Raw genomic sequence first — 20,548 nt, 5'->3', positions numbered from 1 at the left:
AGAATGAATGGGGAGAAAAAGCGCTATACCTTTTTATCAGTAGGAAAACCGCTTCCTTTATTTATTGAAAGCGTCGGTTATAACCCGAGGGAAGAGGATTTCGCAAGGCCTGAAGGTTATCCTTATTACCACTGGCTACAAACGGTAAAAGGTGAAGGTGTTTTTACGTATGGGGGTCAGGAATATTTGTTAACCCCGGGAAAAGGCATTCTTTTGACACCATTTACTCCCCATTCATACTATGCGAACGAAGGCGACTGGTCGACGCTCTATATCACTTTTGGCGGGGACGTTACCGAAGCCATCATGAATTCCCTTGAGATCAATTTTTCATCAATGTACATTGAGAGCGCGGAACTGGCTTTTTCTAAAACGATTGAAAAAATTCTGGATACGGTAAAGAAAGACAATGAACTTTCCAGGTTGGATTCTTCGGAGTACTTATACCATTTCCTTATTTTACTGAAAAAATATAATCAGTTTCGCAATAAAGGGTCTCAAAACGTGGATCGGATGAGGTCTATTGTACAATGGCTGAAAACGATGTATTCCGAAAATATCGGCCTAAGGGAAATCGCGGATTATGCCCAAATGAGCCCCCAATATTTAACCTCTTTATTCAAGGCAGCGTTTAACGTCAGCCCGTATGCCTTTTTGATCAATATCCGGATACGCGAGGCAAAGAAACTGTTATACGCAAGTTCCGAACTTTCTTTAAAAGAAGTGGCAGAAGCAGTCGGATTTAATGATACGAGCCACTTTATCGCTACTTTTAAAAAAATAGAAGGCATAACACCAAACAAATATCGCCATCTTTTTAACAAGTTATAAAGCTGGCGATATTTGTTTGTCATTCAATCATTCTTTTCATTTGTACTATTTTCGTGCTTGCGACTTTATCGCATTTCGGAATATGACGCTTAAGGAAAGGTACAATATCATCGATATATTCTTCTACTTTCAGTCCTGGTGTTTTTTCGGGAATATACAGCATCAGTTTGGCAAGAACGCTGGATTCAATCGCCATGTTATCCGGATTTATACTTGGTTTTGATATCGAGATAATTTGTTCGGATTTGATATGCGGCTCAAGTTTGGCGAAAAGCTCCTTGATAAATGCTTCATAATGATTTTTTTCGGGAAGCCGTACCGTGATATCGGCATATGTAATTACTTCAATCATTGTGTTTCCTCCGTATTGATTGTTTCACCGCTGTGGACAAACGCAATAAATCTATTTCAATTATATAATGAAAAGACGATTATGAAAAAAACTTTTCATCTGCCTTTTTATACACTCGCCCATTGACACTGGCTGAAAAACTCTATATATTTATTTTCGTGAAATATTACTTAGGGTAACGAATAAGTTTGAATTCTTTTTCGCTTGGGGCCGGTCATTTCCGGGGGACGCCGCGGTTGTGGATGGCCGGAAAGCATCGGGACAAGAGCAATCCGGGAGCCAGATTCGCATACCGGACGACACACGGTCATTTAAAACAGCAATCGGACAACAAGTGATCAAGGAGGTTTCCTTATGCAGGGATTTTTTTACCGCTATATTCGTTTATACCGGCCATTGGTCAAAAAACTGAACGGATTGCTGGGGGAATATGATTTGTCGTATTCGCTTTGGCAGGTCATTTTTTACGTGCGGAATTTCGGACCCTGCACGCTTGTTGAAATCTGCAAATACTATGAAGTCGAAAGGCCAAATGTGACAAGGATGGTGCACAGGCTGGAAGAACAGGGAATTGTCGAGCAGATCCCGGGGAAAGACCGTCGCGAAAAAGTGATCCACATGACGGAAAAAGGGGAAGGCATTTACCTGGCCTGCCGTACGGAAATCACAAGTTTGGAACGGCAGGCCATGAAGGGGATTCCGGAAGCACAACAAAAGATATTATTCGAACTGCTTCCGCAAATCAGGGAAAATTTGAATGATCAAGGGGAGGAGATACATTGAACAGGCCGAAATTATGGACGAAAGATTTTTTAATTGTTTCGACCGCAAACTTTTTTCTTTATTTTACTTTTTATTTATTGATGGCAACCATTACGCTTTATGCAACGGAACAATTTCATGCCTCACCAAGTATTGCCGGGCTGGCATCGGGCATTTTTGTCGTCGGGATTTTAATCGCGCGGCTTTTTGCGGGCAGGTCGATTGACCGGATCGGCAGGAAAAAAATGCTGTATATCGGCTTTATTTCGATTTTAATCATTACGCTGTTTTACTTTTTTACTGAAAATCTTGCTGTGTTGCTAGCTGTCCGTTTTTTAAACGGTGCGGCACTCGGGATTGCTTCAACCGCAACCGGGACGATCGTGGCGGGGATTATCCCGAATGAACGCAGGGGGGAAGGGACTGGTTATTATGCGTTGAGCGTAACGCTGGCTGCGGCTGTCGGACCGTTTGTCGGCATGTTTATGATCGGACATGCCGGTTTCAATATGATATTTATTTTATGCCTCGTGCTGCTTGCATTGAGTTTTGTTTCGTCGATCTTCTTAAATGTGCCGAAGATCGAATTGTCCAAAATGGAACTGGAAAGAATGAAAGGACTCAAGATTGGCAATTTCTTTGAACCGAAAGTATTCCCGATCGCCATCATCAGCGCGTTTGTCGGGCTTGGCTATTCCAGCATTTTGTCTTTCCTCACTTCCTATGCAAAAGAAATGAATCTCGTCGATATCTCCAGCTTTTTCTTTATCGTCTATGCCGGGACCGTCCTTGTATCAAGACCGTTTACCGGGCGCTGGTTTGACACAAAAGGCGAGAATTTCGTGATGTATCCGTCGTTTATTTTGTTCGCAGTTGGCCTCCTGCTGTTGAATCAGGCTGATCAAGGGTTCATGATTTTGCTTGCTGGCATTTTTGTCGGCCTCGGTTACGGGACGTTCTCTTCAAGCGGCCAGGCGATTGCAGTCAAAGTATCGCCGAAACACCGTATCGGGCTTGCGACATCGACGTTCTTTATTTTCCTGGATGCGGGCGTCGGGGTCGGGCCATTCCTGCTCGGACTATTGGTCCCGTTTGCCGGCTACCACGGATTGTACGCCATTATGGCTGCCGTGATCTTCATCTGTGTGTTCCTTTATTATTTTGTGTACGGGAAGAAAGCAGCGGGTGCGGAGCGTTTGATGGAAAGAGCGGAATAATCATTGTTTAGAAACGGGCCTGGAGACGATCTCCGGGCTTTTTTTCCTTTGATTTCATTGTATAAGAATAAAGCCGCCGTACTGGATATTTTATAAGAAGAAATGTCTATCTGGCCAATGTAGTACCGCTCTGGTTTTTATCATCAGTCAACCCGATGGATTCCGGCAAAAATTGGATGCGGTACTCCGTATGGATGGAGCTTCAACATATGAAGGGAGGGAATCAACCCGTGCGTTTTATTAACCGCTTTTATGATTCCTCAGAGCAATGAAATCGTAAATACTTGACAACAAACAATGGGTGGCTTATTATTATCTTGAAGTAAAGATATATGAATTGAAGATAAATCGCTTAGACATATTGGTCGAGGTAAAGTGTCCGTATTTGTCCGATATCTTTTTCTAGCTGCAGCTTTCTAAAGAGATTCACTAGTATTCATGATTTTTAGAAGTTTTTTAAGAAAGGCAGGAAAACCATCCGTTTCTTGCCTCACTTAAGAAGAAACATGAGAGAAAGTTTCTTTGCATTAGACGCGCGGATCTATCAGGATTGCTGGTGCACCTTTTGGAGAAAATAAGAGATCAATTTGAAAAAAATCTTGATTTCAAGATAAAGATGCTGGTCGACGGTCATGTTTTCTTTATAAAGGAAAAGGGCCGGAATATATCTGTCCAGTGAGGGATTTGATACGGATCAAGCGGAAATGATTCATTTTATATATCAAATAAAACAACTGCTTAATTCCTCGGATATGAGGAATAATAGAGATTGTGAATACCAATGGGGTTTTTATCCAAATAATTTGGAAATCAATCAATAAAGGAGACGAAAAAAATGACAAATGTGAAATTAGCAGTTATTTTTTACAGCATGGGTGGAACGAATGTTCAATTGGCCAAATGGGCTGCAGAAGCTGCTGAAGAAGCCGGTGCAGAAGTTAAAATCTTTAAAGTCCAAGAATTGGCGCCGCAATCGGTTGTTGAAGGAAATGAAGGATGGAAACGTACAACAGAAGCAACCAAAGACATTCCTGTTGTTACTTCAGCCGATATTGAGTGGGCAGACGGCATTATTTTTAGTGTTCCGACCCGCTTTGGCAATATGCCTTCGCAAATGAAACAATTTTTGGATATGCAAGGCGGGTTATGGGCTTCCGGAAAAACAGTCAACAAAGTTGTAAGTGCCATGTCTTCTGCTCAAAACCCGCACGGAGGACAGGAAGCAACCATCTTATCATTGTATACTTCAATGATGCACTGGGGTGCGATTATTGCAGCACCGGGCTATACGGATCCTGCATTATTTGCAGCCGGCGGCAATCCGTATGGCACCAGTGTCACTGTTGGTGAAGACGGAAAAATGAAAGATGATGTACAAGCCGCTGTCAAACATCAGGCGAAGCGGACGGTTCAAGTTGCGGAATGGGTGAAAAAAGGGCAACAGTGAGCTTTTAAAAAGTCGACACGCAAATATCTATTTATTTAAGTGAAGGACGAAGAAACGATGAGAGGATATAGCCAAAGTTGTGCTATATCTTTTCATCATTCTTATTGTCTTGAATTCGAGATTTGATTTTAACCTTCATGTCTATATCAAAACAGGAGGATCATTTCATTGAATGAACCAAAAGGTCTTCGCCATGTAACAGTCTTTTTGGTCCTCCTGCTTCCATTATGCTTCTTAAAAAACGCATCCTTTCCAGGCTTTCTCCGGATAACTTTCCGCCATGGGCCCACCAAATGGTGCTGTCTTCATTTAAATAAGTTTCTCCATGGGTGACATATGTCCCGCGGCGACACCCTCCCAAAATTGTTGCACCAGTTTCTTGGGTGTCATGTTTCCCCGGCCGTTGTTAGATTGCCTTCATACCAGCACTCATTGATTATGACTGGCTTTTTCAGTTTTTTCATCCATTTTGGGACAAAGAATAAGTCATCATGCTGAATGGTGGCGTGTGTAATATTTGGTTTTGTGTGGTTGTACCAATGGCTTGTATTTGTATTGTGCAACGGCGGGTGATGCCAGTTATGAATGGAAAGGTAGATGGCGTAAGGATCTTTATCAACAACGCATTAGATGAAATCATCCCATGCATCTTTACTTTTTTTGCCCAACGATATCCACTAAGTCATACTCATTTGCCATTGACCATTGAATATTCCGGAAAGATTCGAGCCTTGCGATTAAGTCATTTAAATTATTTGGAAGCGATATCATTTACAAATAATTAGAATCGGTCTATACTTCATTTTAGGAAAAAATATATTTTTTTTCCTAAAATATTTACCGTTTTTTGCAATCGTTATCAAAAAATGAAGAATCGAGGGGAAACCATGCCAACAAAACAAAAGAAATTTTACTACGGCGGAGATTACAATCCTGAGCAGTGGGATGAATCGGTTTGGGAAGAAGACATGCGCTTGATGAAAAAAGCCGGCGTCAATTATGTAAGCATCAATATTTTCAGCTGGGCAAGGCTGCAGCCGAATGAAGAGACTTACGATTTTTCGACGCTTGATAAAATCATGGACATGCTGGCAGAAAATGGCATTGGAGCGAATCTTGCCACTGCCACTGCGGCGCCGCCGGCCTGGCTTTCGCGGAAATATCCGGACTCGCTGCCGATTGACATCAATGGAACCAGGCTTTTGCCTGGGTCGCGCCAGCATTATTGCCCGAACAGCAAAGACTATGCGCGGCTTGCCGGAAAACTGGTTGAGAAAATTGCGGAACGTTATCAAAACCATCCGGCGCTTGTGATGTGGCATGTGAACAACGAATACGGCTGCCATATTTCCGAATGCTACTGCGATCATTGTAAGCACGCATTCCAGCAGTGGTTGAAAGAAAAATACGGGACGATTGAAAACTTAAACCAAAGCTGGTCGACCGATTTTTGGAGCCAACGTTATTATGAATGGGAAGAAATCTGCTTGCCGGGAAGAACGCCGACATTCGCCAATCCGAAACAGCAGCTTGATTACAAGGCTTTTATGGATGATTCGCTTTTAAAGCTGTATAAGATGGAGCGTGATATCATCAAAAAATATACGCCGGATGTGCCGGTGATGACGAATTTAATGGGGCTACATAAACCGATTGACGGCTTTAAATGGGCGAAAGAAATGGATGTCGTGACATGGGATGCATATCCGGATCCTTTCGACCGTATTCCGTATGCGCAGTTTATGGCCCATGATTTAATGCGGAGTTTGAAAAAGCAACCGTTTTTGTTGATGGAACAGGCGGCGGGCGCAGTCAACTGGCGTGCGCAAAATGCCGTGAAAACACCAGGGCAGATGCGGCTCTGGAGTTATGAAGCCGTGGCGCACGGGGCGGACGGCATCATGTTTTTCCAATGGCGGGCATCCCAGGGCGGCGCGGAAAAATTCCACAGCGGGATGGTGCCACATTCCGGAGATGAAGAAAGCCGGAATTTCCAGGAAGTCGTCCAGCTTGGCAATGAGCTGAAAAACTTGCAGAAAGTTATCGGTTCGGATTATGTTGCGGACGTTGCAATGGTATTTGACTGGGAAAACTGGTGGGCGCTTGAACTGGATTCGAAACCTAGCGCATTGGTGAAATATATCAAGCAGCTTCTGCCGTTTTACAGGGCGCTCCATACGCAAAATATCGGCGTAGATTTTATTCATCCGAATGAAAAATTGGACCGTTATAAAGTTGTTTTTGCGCCGGCAAGCTACCTGGTAACAAAAGCGTTTGCGGATAAAGCAAAAGCCTACGTGGAAAACGGCGGTATTTATGTCACGAATTTCTTCAGCGGCATTACGGATGAAAATGACCGTGTGTATCTCGGCGGTTACCCGGGCGCTTACCGCGACATGCTCGGCATCTATGTCGAAGAATTTGCGCCGATGGAAAAAGGTGCAGTCCATCAAATCCGGACCGGTTACGGCGATGCGGACATCCAAATTTGGGAAGAAAAAATCCATCTGAAAGGTGCAAAAGCGCTGGCGTATTTTAAAGACGGCTATTTGGCGGGATCCCCGGCTGTGACGGTAAATGCATATGGGAATGGCAAAGCGTATTATATCGGGACACATCCGGATGAACGGTATTTGTCGGATCTCATCAAAGATATTTTGCATGAAGCGGATGTCCGCCCGGTGCTGGATGTTCCTGCCGGCGTGGAAGCGGTCATACGCAAGAAAGGGAATGAAAAATATTTGTTCCTGCTGAATCATTCAGACAAGGATCAGTTTGTAAAGCTGGGCGGCCAATATGTTGAGCTGATTCACGGCCGGACCGGATCGCAAACCGTTCAGCTGGCCCCGCAGGACGTAAAAATTTTTCAAATGATAAAAGAATAGGGCGCGAAATCAGGCCCCTCTAAGAAAAGCGGAGGGGCATTTGTTTGGATCGAGGCAGTTTCATAAAAGTATACGGTTCTGCTTTTCTGCAGATCTGCATAAAAAATAATAGGAAAATAACCAAATATTTTTTAGTAAAATTATATTGAAGTTTTGAAAAGAAGGTAGAATACAAATATGAAATCGGTTTCTAATTTTTAAGCAGGACATGATCGTAGTTGACCGTTGAAAAGGAGGAATGTTGCATACTGAAATCCGTACAGCGATTGAACTTTATTATTCCAATGAATATTATTTAGGAGGATACAGCTATGCAGATTTTTACGATACTTTCGTTTCTTTTTGTCCTTGGTTTTGTCGCTGCATATACATATATGAAAATGCGCGGCTTCAATAAAAATGAATCGAAAGGCTCTTATTTTCTCGGGGGCAGAAGTTTGACCGGTGGTGTGATCGGGGCTTCTTTATTGCTCACAAACTTAAGCGCTACCAACTTTGTCGGCATGAGTGCCCAGGTTTTCAGCGGAAATATGACGAATATGGCGTATGAAGTTACTTCAGGTTTTGTGCTTGTTGTTGTAGCGCTGCTATTGGTGCCGAGATATTTAAAACAAGGGATTACGACCATCCCGGATTTTTTGGAGAGCCGTTATGATAAGCAAGTAAAAGGCATTGTATCTTTTCTTTTCCTGTTGATGTTTATTTTGAATGCGATTCCAATTACGCTTTATTCCGGGGCCATTGCGATTACTAGGATATTCAGGAAAACTTCGGGCTCAGCTATGAAGCAAGCATTTGGATTACCGTTTGGTGCATCGGTATTATCGGTTTCTTTTATGCGATTGTCGGCGGATTAAAAGCGGTCGCCATTTCGGATACGATCAATGGCATCGGCTTATTAATCGGCGGGCTGCTTGTTCCGATTTTCGGCTTGCTTGCGCTTGGCCACGGCAGCTTTGGTGAAGGCTTGTCTCATTTGTTCACCGCAACACCTGAAAAATTTAACGCGATCGGAAACAATCATGATGTTGTGCCGTTTGGCGCTGCACTTACCGGTTTGATTCTCGTAAACTTCTATTATTGGGGCACAGACCAGTCGATTATCCAAAGGGCATTGGCGGCGAAAAACCTGAAAGAAGGGCAAAAAGGCGTTATGCTTGCAGGTTTTTTCAAAGTCCTGACGCCAATCGTTGTATGTATTCCGGGGATTATTGCATTCCAACTGCTGGGCAGTAAAACAACAAACCCAGACTTAATGTATACGCAATTGGTGAATAAAGTGCTGCCGGCGCCGTTAGTTGGTTTTTTCGCAGCAGTCATGTTCGGATCCGTTTTAAGCGTATTCAACGGTGTCATCAACAGTACGGCGACTTTGTTTGCCTTAAACGTGTATGAACCGCTTTTCGGCAAAGGAAAAACAGACCAAGAAATTGTAAGGAACGGGAAACGGTTCGGATTTTTGCTTGGGATTGTTTCCATGTTCATTGCACCGCTCATCATGTATGCGCCGGATGGTTTATTCCAGTATGTCCAAGTTGTAAGCGGCTTCTTTAATGTGCCGATTTTCACTGTGATTTTCATGGGTTATGTGACAAAACGTGTTCCGGCCATTGCGGCAAAAATTTCCCTCGTGTTCTTTGTCGGCACCTATGCTGTGCTCCAATTGATCATTAAGCCTGAAATGAGTTTCTTGTACCAAGAAGCGATTCTGTTCGTGATCAGCTGTGCGATGATGCTGGTCATCGGCAAAATGAAACCGCGGGAAACGCCTTATGTGATGCCAATCAACAACCTTGTCGAAATTGAACCATGGGAGCACCGTTATGAAGCGGGTGGATTCATTATTTTCATGGTATTTGCGGCTTACATTTTATTCTCTAAACTCGGCTTTGCAGGGGCAAACGGCTTCACCACAATGACGGCATTATGGCTTTTGATTGCTGCAGTGGTCTCGTTTGCCGGCGTGCTGTATTTCAAAAAGCGGGACAAAGTTGCAGAAAGCCCTGTTACAGCAGCCGTAAAAGGAACCCAGGATGTCCGTGTAAAATAAAGATTAAGACTATTTGAGCCGGGAGTGTTTGATATGCCAATTTTCATCAATGAAGAGAATAAAGAATTTCATCTGCAAACGCAGCATACGAGCTATATTTTTCACGTGATGAAAAACAAACAGCTTGGCCAGCTGTATTACGGAAAACGGATAAACCACCGGGAGAGCTTCGGGCATTTATTTGAACCGCGTTTCCGGCCCAATGTTGTAAACGTTTATCCGGATGACCAGCACTTTTCGCTGACAACATTGAAGCAGGAATATCCGGCATACGGAACAGGGGACTTCAGGTACCCGGCCTATATGGTTAAGCAGGCAAACGGCAGCCGCATCACAAATTTTGAATACAAAGGCTACCGGCTGATCAAAGGAAAGCCGAAATTGGAAGGCCTTCCTGCCACATATGTTGAAAGCAGTGAAGAAGCGGAGACGCTCGATATTTTACTGACGGATGAGCTTTTGCAGGTGGATCTTCACTTGTTCTATACGGTGTTTGATCAATATAATGCCATTACAAGAAGTGTAAAATTTTTCAACCGCGGGGCTCAGACGATTGAGCTCCCGGTTGCCATGAGCATGTCGATTGATCTGCCGGATGCTGAATATGTCATGATGCAACTGTCCGGCTCCTGGGCAAGGGAACGGCACCTGTACGAGCGGAAACTGCAGCCAGGCGTGCAAAGCATATCGAGCACACGGGCGGCAAGCAGCGCTCAGCAAAACCCGTTCTTTGCTTTGAGGCGGCCGGATACGACGGAAGATTTCGGCGAAGTGTATGGCTTCAGCCTTGTCTATAGCGGCAATTTTCTCGCCCAGGTAGAAGTGGATGATTACCACGTATCGAGAGTGACAATGGGCATCAACCCATTTGATTTCAACTGGCGGCTCGATCCCGGGCAGGCTTTCCAAACGCCTGAAGCTGTCATGATATTCTCAAGCTGCGGCCTTACCGGCATGAGCCAAACATTCCATAAATTTTACCGGGAAAGGCTTGCCCGCGGCAAATGGCGGGATGTGGAACGCCCGGTTTTGATCAATAACTGGGAAGGAACGTATTTTGACTTTAATGAAGACAAAATTGTTTCCATTGCGGAAGAGGCCAAAAAGCTTGGCGTGGAATTGTTTGTACTCGATGACGGCTGGTTCGGCAAACGCGATGATGATACAACCTCTCTTGGAGATTGGTTTGTGGATAAGCGCAAGCTGCCGAACGGATTGAAAGGCTTGTCTGAAAGGATCCGGGGATTGGGCTTGAAATTCGGCTTGTGGTTTGAACCGGAAATGGTTTCGATCGGGAGTGAACTTTATCAAGCGCATCCGGATTGGGTGATCCGTACGCCGGGAAGAAGGATGTCACCGGGGCGGAACCAATATGTGCTCGACTTCAGCCGGGATGAAGTGGTGGACTATTTGTATGAACGGATTTCCTCGGCAATTGAAGAAGGCAGTTTGTCTTACATCAAATGGGATATGAACCGGCATATGAGCGAGATTTACTCTGCCGGGAGCGGACCGGAGCGGCAGCAGGAAACCGCCCACCGCTATATTCTCGGGGTGTACCGTCTCTATGACCGACTGACATCCGATTATCCGGACGTTTTGTTTGAGTCATGCGCAAGCGGCGGCGGCAGGTTTGATCCGGGTATCCTATATTATGCGCCGCAAACATGGACGAGCGATGATACAGATGCGGTGGAACGCCTGAAAATCCAATACGGCACATCATTTGTTTATCCGCTCAGCTCAATGGGTGCACATGTGTCGGCCGTGCCAAACCATCAGGTCGGGCGCTTCACTCCGCTTGAAACACGGGCTGCCGTGGCGTATTTTGGCACATTCGGCTACGAGCTTGATGTAACTAAGATGTCCGATGAAGAAAAACAAGCGGTCAAGAACCAGATTGCATTTTATAAAGAAAACCGCAAACTACTGCAATTTGGAAATTTTTACCGTATTGAAAGCCCGTTTGAAGGGGATGGTAATGTAACAAGCTGGATGGTTGTTTCCCCTGATCAAAAAGAGGCGGTTGCGGCGCGATACCAGGTACTGGCAAAGCCGAACCCGGCATGGGAACGCCTGTATTTTAAAGGCTTGGCTCCGGATAAGCAGTACAGGCTGGAAGGAAGCGGCAAAGTATTTTACGGGGATGAGCTGATGTATGCCGGCCTGCTGTTGGATGACCTTGTGCCGCAACAAGGAAAATCCGGGCAGTATCTCGATTTTAACGCGGTAATCTTTAAGCTGTCTATGGTGGAAGAATAAAAGCCAAGGTGCCCCAAAAAGGATCAGGGGCACCTTTTTTGGGTTATGTATTCTTTCAAATATTGGACAATTTCATTACGAAAGAAATATGTTGGGAAAATGATCTTTCACTACGTGGTGTCTTCGCTGCGGACTTTGCTGCTATTTTTTCGTCTTTTCTCGCTGTTTTTGCCTATCGCTGATTTTCCGCCATTTTTCGCCGATATTTTGACATAATCGTTGATTTTTTGGATAAGTCCGCTGATATTTCCGGGAGCTGTGCTGATTTCGTATAAACGGAAGGGAAGAACGTTCGTAGTCTTGGACAATCCCCTCCATTTTTTAGTCATTTTGTAAAAAGGCGGCGTTTTTTCCCCTGCTTTTCTGCCCTTCGCTGATTTTCCGCCATTTTCCGCCGATATTTTGACATAATTGCTGATTTTTTGGATAAGTCCGCTGATATTTCCGCGGTTTCCGCCGATTCCGCAAAATGAGAGGAGGCGCTCGGCCGCTGCTTCTGAACTACTGTGAGGAAGGCGAAATTTACTCTTTTTTCGCAGGAGTCCCGTAAACTTCGCTATTATCAAAATCGGATGATAGCTAAAAAAGGGGTGCTCCCAGGCCACTTTTACTGACTTGGGGACAGCCCCTTTTTTTATTCATGCCGCTGTCCCAATTCCCGTCTGTTTACGCGATTTCTTTTTCACAGGGGAGAGGCGGCGTTCGATCTGGGCCATGAAAAAGTCGGCGGCGACGGCCATTAAAGCGGTTGGAATGGCCCCGGCTAAAATCATATTTGTGCCGTTTGAAACACTTGTTCCGCGGACGATAATGTCTCCGAGGCCGCCCGCACCGACAAATGTGCCCATTGCCGCGATTCCGATTGCAATGACAAGCGCCGTCCGCAGCCCGGCCATGATGACCGATAAGGCAAGCGGGAGTTCAACCATCCGCAGTATTTGAAATTTTGTCATGCCCATTGCCTTGCCGGATTCGAGCAGAAATTGGTCCACGCTTGTGATGCCGGTGTACGTATTTTTTAAAATCGGTAAAAGTGAATAAAGGAACAGCGAAAGCACAACGGTGTTGGTGCCCAGCCCCATCACCAGCATAAGCATCGAGAGCATCGCTAAGGACGGGATCGTTTGGATGATGTTGGCGATCGCCAGAATCCACGAGCTTAATTTCCGGCGGCGGGCCATGAAAATCCCGAGCGGAATCGCCACAACTGCGGCAAATAATACGCCGTAAGCCGACATTAAAAAGTGGCGGTAAAACTGCATCCATACGTAACTGCCGTTTTGGGCGTAATAGTCCAGTATTCCTTTTAACGTTTCCATGTCCGGCCCTCCTTTTATTCAAAATAATGGTGTTTTTGAAGAAATTCTTTTGCCACAGTCGATGGTTCCTTCATTTTTACGTCACTTTCGTAGTTCAACTGCTGCATCGTTTTCGTGCCGATTTTCCCGACGAGTTTTTGCAAAACTTTCTTAATTTCCGGATGCTGTTTTAATATGTCATCGCGGACGACAGGGGAAGCGTCATAAGGCGGGAAAAAATGTTTGTCGTCTTTCAGCATGACGAGGTTGTAGGCATTGATTCTTCCGTCCGTTGAATAAGCGAGCACGACATCCGCCTTTCCGCTTTTTACTGCTTTATAAACCAGGCCAAGCTCCATCGGATACGTTTTGCCGAATTCAAACCCGTATGTTTTGACAAATCCTTCATAGCCGTCGCCTTTCCGTTTCAGCCAGGAGTTATCGACGCCGAGCCGCAAGTTTTTCGCAATCGGTTTTAATTGTGAAACTTCTGAAAGATGGTCTTTTTCAGCCAGAGCTTTGGTGATTGTAAAGACATAGGTATTCGCAAATCCGAAAGAGTCAAACCATGTCTGGTGGAATCTTTTTTCAAATTGCTTCTGCACAATCTTCAATGCTTTTTCTGGATCTTTTACCGGTTCCATGCCGAGGGCCCCTGCCAGGTCTGTTCCTGTGTAACGGACCGCTGAAATATCAATCTGGCCGCTTGTCATCGCTTTATGGAGCACGATAGAAGAACCGAGATTATTGACCATATCGACTTTTAAATTGGTGTAATGTTCAATCATATCTTTTTCCATGTAACCGAGTATTTGCGTTTCAGTGGAGTTTGTCATGCCGATTTTGACCGATTTTTCGCTTGATGCGCTTAATCCGGGCAGGGAGCAGCCGCCCGTGAAAATGGATAGGGATAAAATGAGAAGCATAATCGATGTGATTTTTTTCATGTGCCGTACTCCTTTCTAAGCGGCCTGTTTTTGTTTCCGGATGCCTTTTGGAGTGGAAAAATTTTCAAGTTTCCCGAGAAGATAATCGACGATCAAGGCTAAAAGGGTAACCGGGACAGCGCCGACTACAATCATTGCCGGCTGGTACAAATTCAGGCCGCTGAAAATATAGTCGCCGAGGCCGCCTGCTCCGATAAAAGAAGCGAGCGTAGCCCAGCCGATTAAGTAAACGGTGGACAAGCGGATGCCGGCCATGATCACAGGGGTGGAAAGCGGAAGTTCCACATGCAGGATCCTTTCCCATCCGGTCATCCCCATCCCGCGCCCCGCTTCAAGCAGGTTCGGGTCTATCCCTTTTACGCCGGTATACGTGTTCCGCAAGATAGGCAGGACCGAATAGAAAAATAATGCGGCAATGGCCGGGAGTTTGCCAACGCCTAAAACCGGGATGAAAAAAGCCAGGATGGCAAGGCTTGGAAATGTTTGAATGACACCGGCAATGCCCATGACGATATTGGCTGCCTTCGGATATTTTGTCAGCCAAATGCCGAGCGGAACCGCAACAAAAATGCCCAGTATCACGGCGATCATCGAGATATAGAAATGCTGCCACGTCTTCAGCAATAACTCGTTCCAATTTGATGCCATAAACTGCATGAATGCATCCATCTGTTTCCCTCCTAACCAATGTTTTGGGATAATGCCTCTTCTTCGTCCCCCCAGATCGAATCGTATACCATATCGACAAGGCTTGCCCTGGTGACGATCCCGACAAGCCGGTGTTCATGGTCGACAACGGGGACGTATTTGATTCCTCTTTTTAGAATTTTTCTGACCGTATCGCGGACGAGTGTATCTTTTTCGACTGCGATTAAGTTTGTTTCTAATACATCTTTGACATGGACCGGTTTTTTCCGGTTCTGGTCAATAATTTCTACATTGATATAGCCGAGCAGCACTTTCCGCCTGTCTACGACAAGCAGGGAGTCAACCCGTTTTTCTTTCATGATTTGGATCGCTTCGGACAAAGTTTTGTCGATCGTGACTGTCACTGCATTCGGGTTCATGATTTGTTCGACCGTCTGGATATTCGGCCGGGCCTGCAGCAGGCGTTCTTTGCCGATAAACGTTTCAACGAACTCATTTGCCGGTTCGCGGAGGATCTCATCCGGCGTGCCGGTTTGGACAAGTTTGCCTTCGCGCATGATGACAATTTGGTCGGCCAGTTTGATCGCTTCATCCATATCGTGGGTGACAAATACAATCGTTTTCCCCAACCGTTGTTGCAGTTTTTTTAATTCATCCTGCAGGCTGTCGCGCGTGATCGGGTCGAGTGCGCCGAACGGCTCATCCATTAATATCAGCGGCTGGTCTGCTGCAAGTGCTCTGAGGACGCCGATGCGTTGTTGCTGCCCGCCGCTTAGTTCATACGGGTAACGGTCCAAAAATTCTTCCGGCATATCGACGAGTTTGAGCAGTTCTTTTGCCCGTTCGCGTCGTTTTTCTTCCGGCCATTTCAATAGTCTGGGAACAAGAGAGATGTTTTGCTGGATGGTCATGTGGGGAAATAAACCGATTTGCTGGATGACGTATCCGATTTCCCTTCTGAGTTTCACGGGGTCTGTTTCTTTGATGTTTTTTCCATTGATGTAGATTGCGCCTTCCGTCGGTTCGATCAACCGGTTGATCATCTTCATTGTGGTTGTTTTTCCGCAACCGCTCGGCCCGATGAAGACGATAAACTGGCCGGATTCGAATTCCAGGTTCAAATCATCAACTGCCCTTTTGCCGTCTTTGTAAATCTTTGTGACATGCTCAAATTTTAACATATACTGCACCTCCAATATTTAGGGTGATAAAATAGCTACTCTATAAGTATAACTTAAAGTTTGTAAAATGAAAAGTTTACAGATTGTATATACTGTATTTATGATATATATTTGGAAGTGTGGACATATAGAGATTCTTGTATTTATTTTTGAAAGAAAATATGGTACAGTTTTCCCGGCATAAAATGAAAAACCGGTCTAAAGGAGCATTTCAGAAAAATGGAAGAAAAGACGTTGGACATGGTCGCCCAGGCGAAAGAACAATATATTGAAAAAATTGCGGATCATATCCGCGCTTTCGGGATACCGCCAACCGTCGGGCGTGTTCTCGGCATCATCTACATGAACCGCCGGCCGATGACGCTGGATGAACTGTCAAAGGCAACGGGCATGAGCAAAACAAGAATGAGCCAGGTTGTCCGGGAAATGGTCGATATGAATATCGCGGAGAAAGTGTTCGAAAAAGGGGTCCGAAAAGATCTTTACAACGTCGATATGGATTTTTACGACACTTTTGTGGCAATTTTCACGTCCAGCTGGCGAAAAATCATCAGCCGCAATAAATATTTTGAAAAAAAATTTGCGCGCGAACTCGCCCAAATGAAAGAAAAAGAAGAACTGTCCCCGGAAGAGGAAAAGCAGCTGAATGAATTTTTAAAGGAATTGGGTAAATGGGCGGAATATTACGAATGGCTGACACGGTTGGTCGACTTTTTCGAAAGCGGGAAAATTTTTGAGTATGTGCCGAAGCAAAAGCGGTGAACAGTTGAAAAAACTGGGGATACAGGGTCAAGGCCGTGCTGCTTTATAAGCGGGATCTTGCGCCGGAAAGATGGGAAAGGGGTTGCCTCAAAACGACCGGGGCACCCTTTTTTCATAAGCGGTTTGGGCTCCTGTTTTAAGTGCCATCACCAGCAAAAGATGAAAGGCATGAATACGCCCCTTGCCGGAAAGAAAAGCGGGGGCTGTCCCAAAAGCCCCTTTTAAGCAGAAATTTTCCTCTAGCGGTCGTGACAGAGCTTCTCAGAACCGTTTCTTCAGGGAATATTTGCTCAAACAGTCGTGAGTATGCTTCTCAGAACTGTTTCATTTGGGAAAATTTTAGCCCCCTAAGTCAGTTTACCGATTTTTGGGACAGCTCTGATATTCATCGGACGTTTTCCAATGCCTTTTTTAACTGGATTGATAATAAATGGAGATTTTGCGATTCTGAAGAAACGTCCTCCATAAAGGCGTTTTGTTCCTGGGCGGCCGCGGCCGCGTTTTCGGTATTCAAGAAGAATTGCTTGGCGATCCCGGCAATCTTCTCCATTTCTTTCACTTTCTTTTGCGTTTCCTGATCTACTTTGTCGATCGCACAGAACACTTCATTGCTTTCTTTTGAGACGGTGCCGACAGAACGGGTAATGCCTGAAAAAGCTTGTTCTGTTTCATTTACTTTTTCGATACCGTTCATTAATAAGGCGAGGCTTTCTTTCATGGTTGCAACGGCTTTGCCAGTTTCTTCCATAATTTTTTCAATGATCTCTTCTATTTTAATTGCGGATAATTTCGATTGGTCGGCAAGTTTTTGGATTTCCTGGGCAACGACATTGAATCCTTTCCCGTGTTCCCCTGCCCTTGCGGCTTCGATTGCCGCATTCAGGGACAATAAATTGGTCGCGTTGGCAATGTTTTTGATGAGTAAAATAATATCCTTGATTTGCGTGGATCCCTTTTCCAATGCAAAAATCACGTCTGAAGCATTTTGGACCGATTCCCTGGCGATTTCCATCCTCTCGACAGACAGTTTCGCCAGTTCTGTTCCTTTTGAAGATTGATTTTCCGCAATTTTCATGGATGATTGGACAGTACGGAGGCTGTCATGGATAAGCCGGATACTTTCGGAAATTTGCGTAAACTCTTCCACCATTTCATTTACGGTATCTAGCTGTTTTTCCGCGCCTTCTGCCACAGCATTCATTGAAACCGCAATTTGTCCGGAAGCATGTTTGGATTCCGAGGCATAATTTCTCAACTTGTCCGATGCCGCAGCCAAATGACCGGTGCTTTGTTCAAGATGCCGGATTAACGAATGGAGCTGGCTGATCATCGTATTATATCCGGCGGCAAGCGCAAGGATTTCTTTTGAAGAAGAGGAAATTTCGATGCGGCCGCCGAAATTGCCGTTTGAAACATTTTTCATGGTATCGGTTAATTTTATGATTGGATACATAGCCCTTTTTGTAATGAAATAACAAATGGTACCCATAGCGGCAATTGTCAATACAGTAATCCAAATCATCGTATTCCGGTTTTGGCGCACCGGTTTCAAGTAATCGGAGTCTTTTAAAGCAAAAACGAGGATCGCCCCGCTGATTTCATTTTGGTCGGAGTAAGCAATCAACATGCCATCCTGATGCAAGATGCCTTTTTTGTTCTTTAAAATTTCCCTGCGCACCTGCCTGGACAAACCAATGCCGCTGTTTTTTTTATTTTCGAATGCTTTAACGGCGCCGTTTTTTTGGAGTTGGAATTGTGCAAGGCCCAGCCCGTTTTCCATAAAACTGTTCCTGTTGATTTTCAGGGCGTAAGACAGTTCCTGGTCAAATTGTTCTTTCGGGACGGTGGACTTTAACAGGGTAATTTTTTCTTCCATCGTATTTAAAGAAGTGGTCAAATCCCGTTCTACAGATTGAACAATCATCGCCTTGTTTTTCTCATAACTGATGAAAGCAATTAATGCCGATGAAATTAAAATGGAGGCAACGAACGGCAGGATGAGCATGGTGGATAATTTAAAAGTATGATGTTGCAATTTTTTCTGCATTTACAAATCCTCTATTCTTAGAAAAATTTTCCTAACTTTATTTAATCTGCCCTTTGTTAAGAAAAGATGAAGGATTTGTAAATATTATGTAAGCAGAAAAACAAAAAAATGGCGCCAATCCAGACACCATATTATTTCCGCTTGGCGAAAGCAAGCAAAGCCGCCCCGGGCCCGACTGCGACCGCGGCTGGGGCGGGAGGATATTTGCTCATTTTGAAATAAAAGTTGTTCTTTCACATCCAGCTTTTGTTCGTGCCCCTTTCAAGCAGGCCGTATCCGGGATGGTACAGGGCGCTGTCCGCTTTCGACTTCGGGCGGTCGTTATGCCGGGTGTGGTACATCATCAGTTCCATGATTTTTTCCATAAGCCCCGGCAAAAGCCGGCCGGGGATGAAAACAATTTTTTGCCTGTGAACCGACGTACATATCCTGTTTCGGATGTTCCACCGCAAAAGGAAGTCCCCGGCAACGGCTTGCGGCGGGAAAATCATCGACATGTAATGGGCCGGCTGCTTCTCGAGATCGCTTCTTGCATGTTCAGCCAAAAGGCAGTGTTCCGGTTTTTGTGACACCCATTAAAAATGGGGTTGTCCCAAAAGTCGTGTTTAAACAAGAAAAACCCGTTAAGAAAACGAATTTTTCTCATTTTCCGGATCTTCTTTCTGAAGCAGGCGGTTCTCAAACCTTGTGACACCCAAGATTAGAAAGGATCGTTATTTGTGGTGCCCGAGAACGACTCGATGGCGTGTTCCAGCGCGTTGTAGGCCTGGCCGAAAGCGGATGCGGATGATTCCGTGCCCACGTGCCGGTGCTCAGGAAGCGAATTTTTTGCCTGCTCCAGCGCTGTGATCGCGTCTTGGATCATGGTGCCTTTATCCCCGTATTGCTGCCGGGCTTCCTGGAGCTGTCGGATGCATTCCTCCAAATCGGCGGATTCGGGATTGTTGTAGGCATTTTCCAGTTTTTCTTTGATTTGTTCCAAAATTTCCTTCATTGTTCTCCCCATTTCTTTTTATGATATACAGGGGTAGTTTTTTCGGACGGCGTGTTTTTATGCATGACAGCAAGATATGCAGTATATTATAATAATAAAAAAAGTCTTACGGTGTGGTGTCAAGTGATAAAAACAGTTGAATTGGAAATTCTTCATACCAATTAAGCTGAAGAAGGCAATACTTAACAAGCCTCCAGATATATGTAATTATCTGGAAGTTGTGTCATTGTGTATCGATGAAGGAATTACTTCATCGCGTCACCTCTCCCTTTTGCGCCACATAGATTTGATTGTTGCGTAGTAGCGCATCAATCAGGCGCACGAGTTTTCTTGCGGTTAAGACGAGGGCTCGTTTGTGCTGATGCTTAGGGACTTCTCGATATTTTTTCGAGTAGTAGGCGTTGTAAGTCGAATCACGCCGACGCACCTGATTGGCAGCTTCAATCAGATAGTACCGGAGATACCGATTGCCTTCTTTCCTAGGTTTGCGATCAGCGGCCTCGAAGTCACCAGACTGATGGCGACCCCATGTGAGGCCAGCATACTTAGCAATGGCGGCTTGTCCGTCAAAACGTTCAATGTCGCCGATTTCGGACAAAATACCTGCACAGGTCACTGGGCCAATTCCGGGTATGGTCATCAAAGTATTTGGAATCCCGCCTATCAAGCGAGTAAGGGCTTTATCAAGCTGTTTTAACTGCCCGTTCAAGCTGACGGATGGCCTCAATGGATGATGCCAATAGGATATTCACAGAGCCCTCCACGCACTTAGAAAGGTGGTAAGAAGAACGGGCCGCCCTAAGCATTCCGGGTCTGCAAAACGATCTCGCCCCTTTGTCTTGAGGTATTCTACGAGATTTTTGAT

Annotated in this window: 17 protein-coding genes and 1 pseudogene; 9 read left to right on the top strand and 9 right to left on the bottom strand. The window is 45.1% G+C overall.

The genetic code is table 11. The features are described 5' to 3' along the window. The first annotated feature begins 3 nt into the window (after positions 1 to 3). Positions 4 to 831 (top strand): AraC family transcriptional regulator, encoded by an 828-nt coding sequence (locus tag GBH70_RS08695; protein WP_151680670.1) that lies wholly within the window; start codon positions 4 to 6, stop codon positions 829 to 831. Positions 832 to 850: 19 nt separating this feature from the next. Here GBH70_RS08695 and GBH70_RS08690 read toward each other — a convergent pair whose 3' ends face one another. Then, entirely contained in the window at positions 851 to 1,183 is a 333-nt protein-coding gene (locus GBH70_RS08690) for a hypothetical protein (RefSeq protein WP_151680669.1), read from the bottom strand. A gap of 354 nt (positions 1,184 to 1,537) precedes the next feature. On the opposite strand from GBH70_RS08690, the gene GBH70_RS08685 reads away from it, so the two are divergent. The 7 genes from GBH70_RS08685 (at position 1,538) to GBH70_RS08660 (ending at position 11,806) form a co-directional block, all read left to right on the top strand. After that, complete coding sequence (locus tag GBH70_RS08685) at positions 1,538 to 1,966, top strand: MarR family winged helix-turn-helix transcriptional regulator (protein ID WP_151680668.1); 429 nt, start codon at positions 1,538 to 1,540, stop codon at positions 1,964 to 1,966. Continuing rightward, positions 1,963 to 3,162, top strand: coding sequence for an MFS transporter (locus tag GBH70_RS08680; protein ID WP_061086993.1), 1,200 nt, complete (start codon positions 1,963 to 1,965; stop codon positions 3,160 to 3,162). Before GBH70_RS08685 ends, GBH70_RS08680 begins: the two co-directional genes overlap by 4 nt. A gap of 835 nt (positions 3,163 to 3,997) precedes the next feature. After that, on the top strand, positions 3,998 to 4,609 hold the full coding sequence (gene wrbA, locus GBH70_RS08675; protein ID WP_151680667.1) for an NAD(P)H:quinone oxidoreductase: 612 nt from the start codon (positions 3,998 to 4,000) through the stop codon (positions 4,607 to 4,609). 887 nt (positions 4,610 to 5,496) lie between these two features. Next, positions 5,497 to 7,494, top strand: coding sequence for a beta-galactosidase (locus tag GBH70_RS08670; protein ID WP_151680666.1), 1,998 nt, complete (start codon positions 5,497 to 5,499; stop codon positions 7,492 to 7,494). 311 nt (positions 7,495 to 7,805) lie between these two features. Further along, a complete protein-coding gene (locus tag GBH70_RS16970; protein WP_216643880.1) occupies positions 7,806 to 8,351 on the top strand; it encodes a sodium:solute symporter family transporter in 546 nt (181 codons plus the stop codon). After that, complete coding sequence (locus tag GBH70_RS08665) at positions 8,252 to 9,544, top strand: solute:sodium symporter family transporter (RefSeq protein ID WP_216643881.1); 1,293 nt, start codon at positions 8,252 to 8,254, stop codon at positions 9,542 to 9,544. The genes GBH70_RS16970 and GBH70_RS08665 overlap by 100 nt, the downstream gene beginning before the upstream one ends. Before the next feature lie 33 nt (positions 9,545 to 9,577). Continuing rightward, positions 9,578 to 11,806: an alpha-galactosidase gene (locus tag GBH70_RS08660; protein WP_151680665.1), complete on the top strand. Its 2,229-nt coding sequence runs from the start codon at positions 9,578 to 9,580 to the stop codon at positions 11,804 to 11,806. Between the two features lie 638 nt (positions 11,807 to 12,444). On the opposite strand, the gene GBH70_RS08655 is transcribed toward GBH70_RS08660, so the two are convergent. Genes GBH70_RS08655 through GBH70_RS08640 form a run of 4 tightly spaced genes read right to left on the bottom strand, consistent with a single transcriptional unit; the run spans position 12,445 to position 15,880 of the window. Continuing rightward, positions 12,445 to 13,125: an ABC transporter permease gene (locus GBH70_RS08655; RefSeq protein ID WP_151680664.1), complete on the bottom strand. Its 681-nt coding sequence runs from the start codon at positions 13,123 to 13,125 to the stop codon at positions 12,445 to 12,447. 14 nt (positions 13,126 to 13,139) lie between these two features. Next, a complete protein-coding gene (locus GBH70_RS08650; protein WP_151680663.1) occupies positions 13,140 to 14,051 on the bottom strand; it encodes an osmoprotectant ABC transporter substrate-binding protein in 912 nt (303 codons plus the stop codon). 15 nt (positions 14,052 to 14,066) lie between these two features. Beyond that, on the bottom strand, positions 14,067 to 14,720 hold the full coding sequence (locus tag GBH70_RS08645; RefSeq protein WP_151680662.1) for an ABC transporter permease: 654 nt from the start codon (positions 14,718 to 14,720) through the stop codon (positions 14,067 to 14,069). Positions 14,721 to 14,731: 11 nt separating this feature from the next. Further along, positions 14,732 to 15,880: a betaine/proline/choline family ABC transporter ATP-binding protein gene (locus tag GBH70_RS08640; protein WP_151680661.1), complete on the bottom strand. Its 1,149-nt coding sequence runs from the start codon at positions 15,878 to 15,880 to the stop codon at positions 14,732 to 14,734. A 219-nt stretch (positions 15,881 to 16,099) separates the two neighbouring features. Here GBH70_RS08640 and GBH70_RS08635 point away from each other — a divergent pair, with 219 nt between their 5' ends. Next, complete coding sequence (locus GBH70_RS08635; RefSeq protein ID WP_151680660.1) at positions 16,100 to 16,642, top strand: GbsR/MarR family transcriptional regulator; 543 nt, start codon at positions 16,100 to 16,102, stop codon at positions 16,640 to 16,642. A gap of 385 nt (positions 16,643 to 17,027) precedes the next feature. Here GBH70_RS08635 and GBH70_RS08630 read toward each other — a convergent pair whose 3' ends face one another. The 4 genes and pseudogenes from GBH70_RS08630 to GBH70_RS08615 form a co-directional block, all read right to left on the bottom strand. After that, positions 17,028 to 18,689 (bottom strand): methyl-accepting chemotaxis protein, encoded by a 1,662-nt coding sequence (locus GBH70_RS08630; RefSeq protein WP_151680659.1) that lies wholly within the window; start codon positions 18,687 to 18,689, stop codon positions 17,028 to 17,030. Positions 18,690 to 18,922: 233 nt separating this feature from the next. Then, complete coding sequence (locus tag GBH70_RS08625; RefSeq protein WP_253693660.1) at positions 18,923 to 19,234, bottom strand: SDR family oxidoreductase; 312 nt, start codon at positions 19,232 to 19,234, stop codon at positions 18,923 to 18,925. Positions 19,235 to 19,389: 155 nt separating this feature from the next. After that, the gene (locus GBH70_RS08620) at positions 19,390 to 19,683 is read right to left on the bottom strand and encodes a hypothetical protein (RefSeq protein WP_151680658.1); all 294 of its coding nucleotides are present in this window, start codon (positions 19,681 to 19,683) and stop codon (positions 19,390 to 19,392) included. A 250-nt stretch (positions 19,684 to 19,933) separates the two neighbouring features. Beyond that, positions 19,934 to 20,548: pseudogene (locus tag GBH70_RS08615) on the bottom strand (IS110 family RNA-guided transposase); the annotation flags it as partial.

It is taken from the genome of Weizmannia acidilactici (assembly GCF_008974225.1).
Classification (GTDB): domain Bacteria; phylum Bacillota; class Bacilli; order Bacillales; family Bacillaceae_C; genus Weizmannia; species Weizmannia acidilactici.
The sequence above is the reverse complement of the archived record's forward strand: the minus strand, read 5'-3'. Positions and strand labels throughout refer to the sequence as shown.

Coding starts and splice junctions, on each gene's coding strand:
- GBH70_RS08650 (WP_151680663.1), bottom strand. CDS start 14,051: ATGAAAAAAATCACATCGATTATGCTTCTCATTTTATCCCTATCCATT.
- GBH70_RS08645 (WP_151680662.1), bottom strand. CDS start 14,720: ATGGATGCATTCATGCAGTTTATGGCATCAAATTGGAACGAGTTATTG.
- GBH70_RS08655 (WP_151680664.1), bottom strand. CDS start 13,125: ATGGAAACGTTAAAAGGAATACTGGACTATTACGCCCAAAACGGCAGT.
- GBH70_RS16970 (WP_216643880.1), top strand. CDS start 7,806: ATGCAGATTTTTACGATACTTTCGTTTCTTTTTGTCCTTGGTTTTGTC.
- GBH70_RS08620 (WP_151680658.1), bottom strand. CDS start 19,683: ATGAAGGAAATTTTGGAACAAATCAAAGAAAAACTGGAAAATGCCTAC.
- GBH70_RS08695 (WP_151680670.1), top strand. CDS start 4: ATGAATGGGGAGAAAAAGCGCTATACCTTTTTATCAGTAGGAAAACCG.
- GBH70_RS08640 (WP_151680661.1), bottom strand. CDS start 15,880: ATGTTAAAATTTGAGCATGTCACAAAGATTTACAAAGACGGCAAAAGG.
- GBH70_RS08630 (WP_151680659.1), bottom strand. CDS start 18,689: ATGCAGAAAAAATTGCAACATCATACTTTTAAATTATCCACCATGCTC.
- GBH70_RS08635 (WP_151680660.1), top strand. CDS start 16,100: ATGGAAGAAAAGACGTTGGACATGGTCGCCCAGGCGAAAGAACAATAT.
- wrbA (WP_151680667.1), top strand. CDS start 3,998: ATGACAAATGTGAAATTAGCAGTTATTTTTTACAGCATGGGTGGAACG.
- GBH70_RS08690 (WP_151680669.1), bottom strand. CDS start 1,183: ATGATTGAAGTAATTACATATGCCGATATCACGGTACGGCTTCCCGAA.
- GBH70_RS08670 (WP_151680666.1), top strand. CDS start 5,497: ATGCCAACAAAACAAAAGAAATTTTACTACGGCGGAGATTACAATCCT.
- GBH70_RS08660 (WP_151680665.1), top strand. CDS start 9,578: ATGCCAATTTTCATCAATGAAGAGAATAAAGAATTTCATCTGCAAACG.
- GBH70_RS08685 (WP_151680668.1), top strand. CDS start 1,538: ATGCAGGGATTTTTTTACCGCTATATTCGTTTATACCGGCCATTGGTC.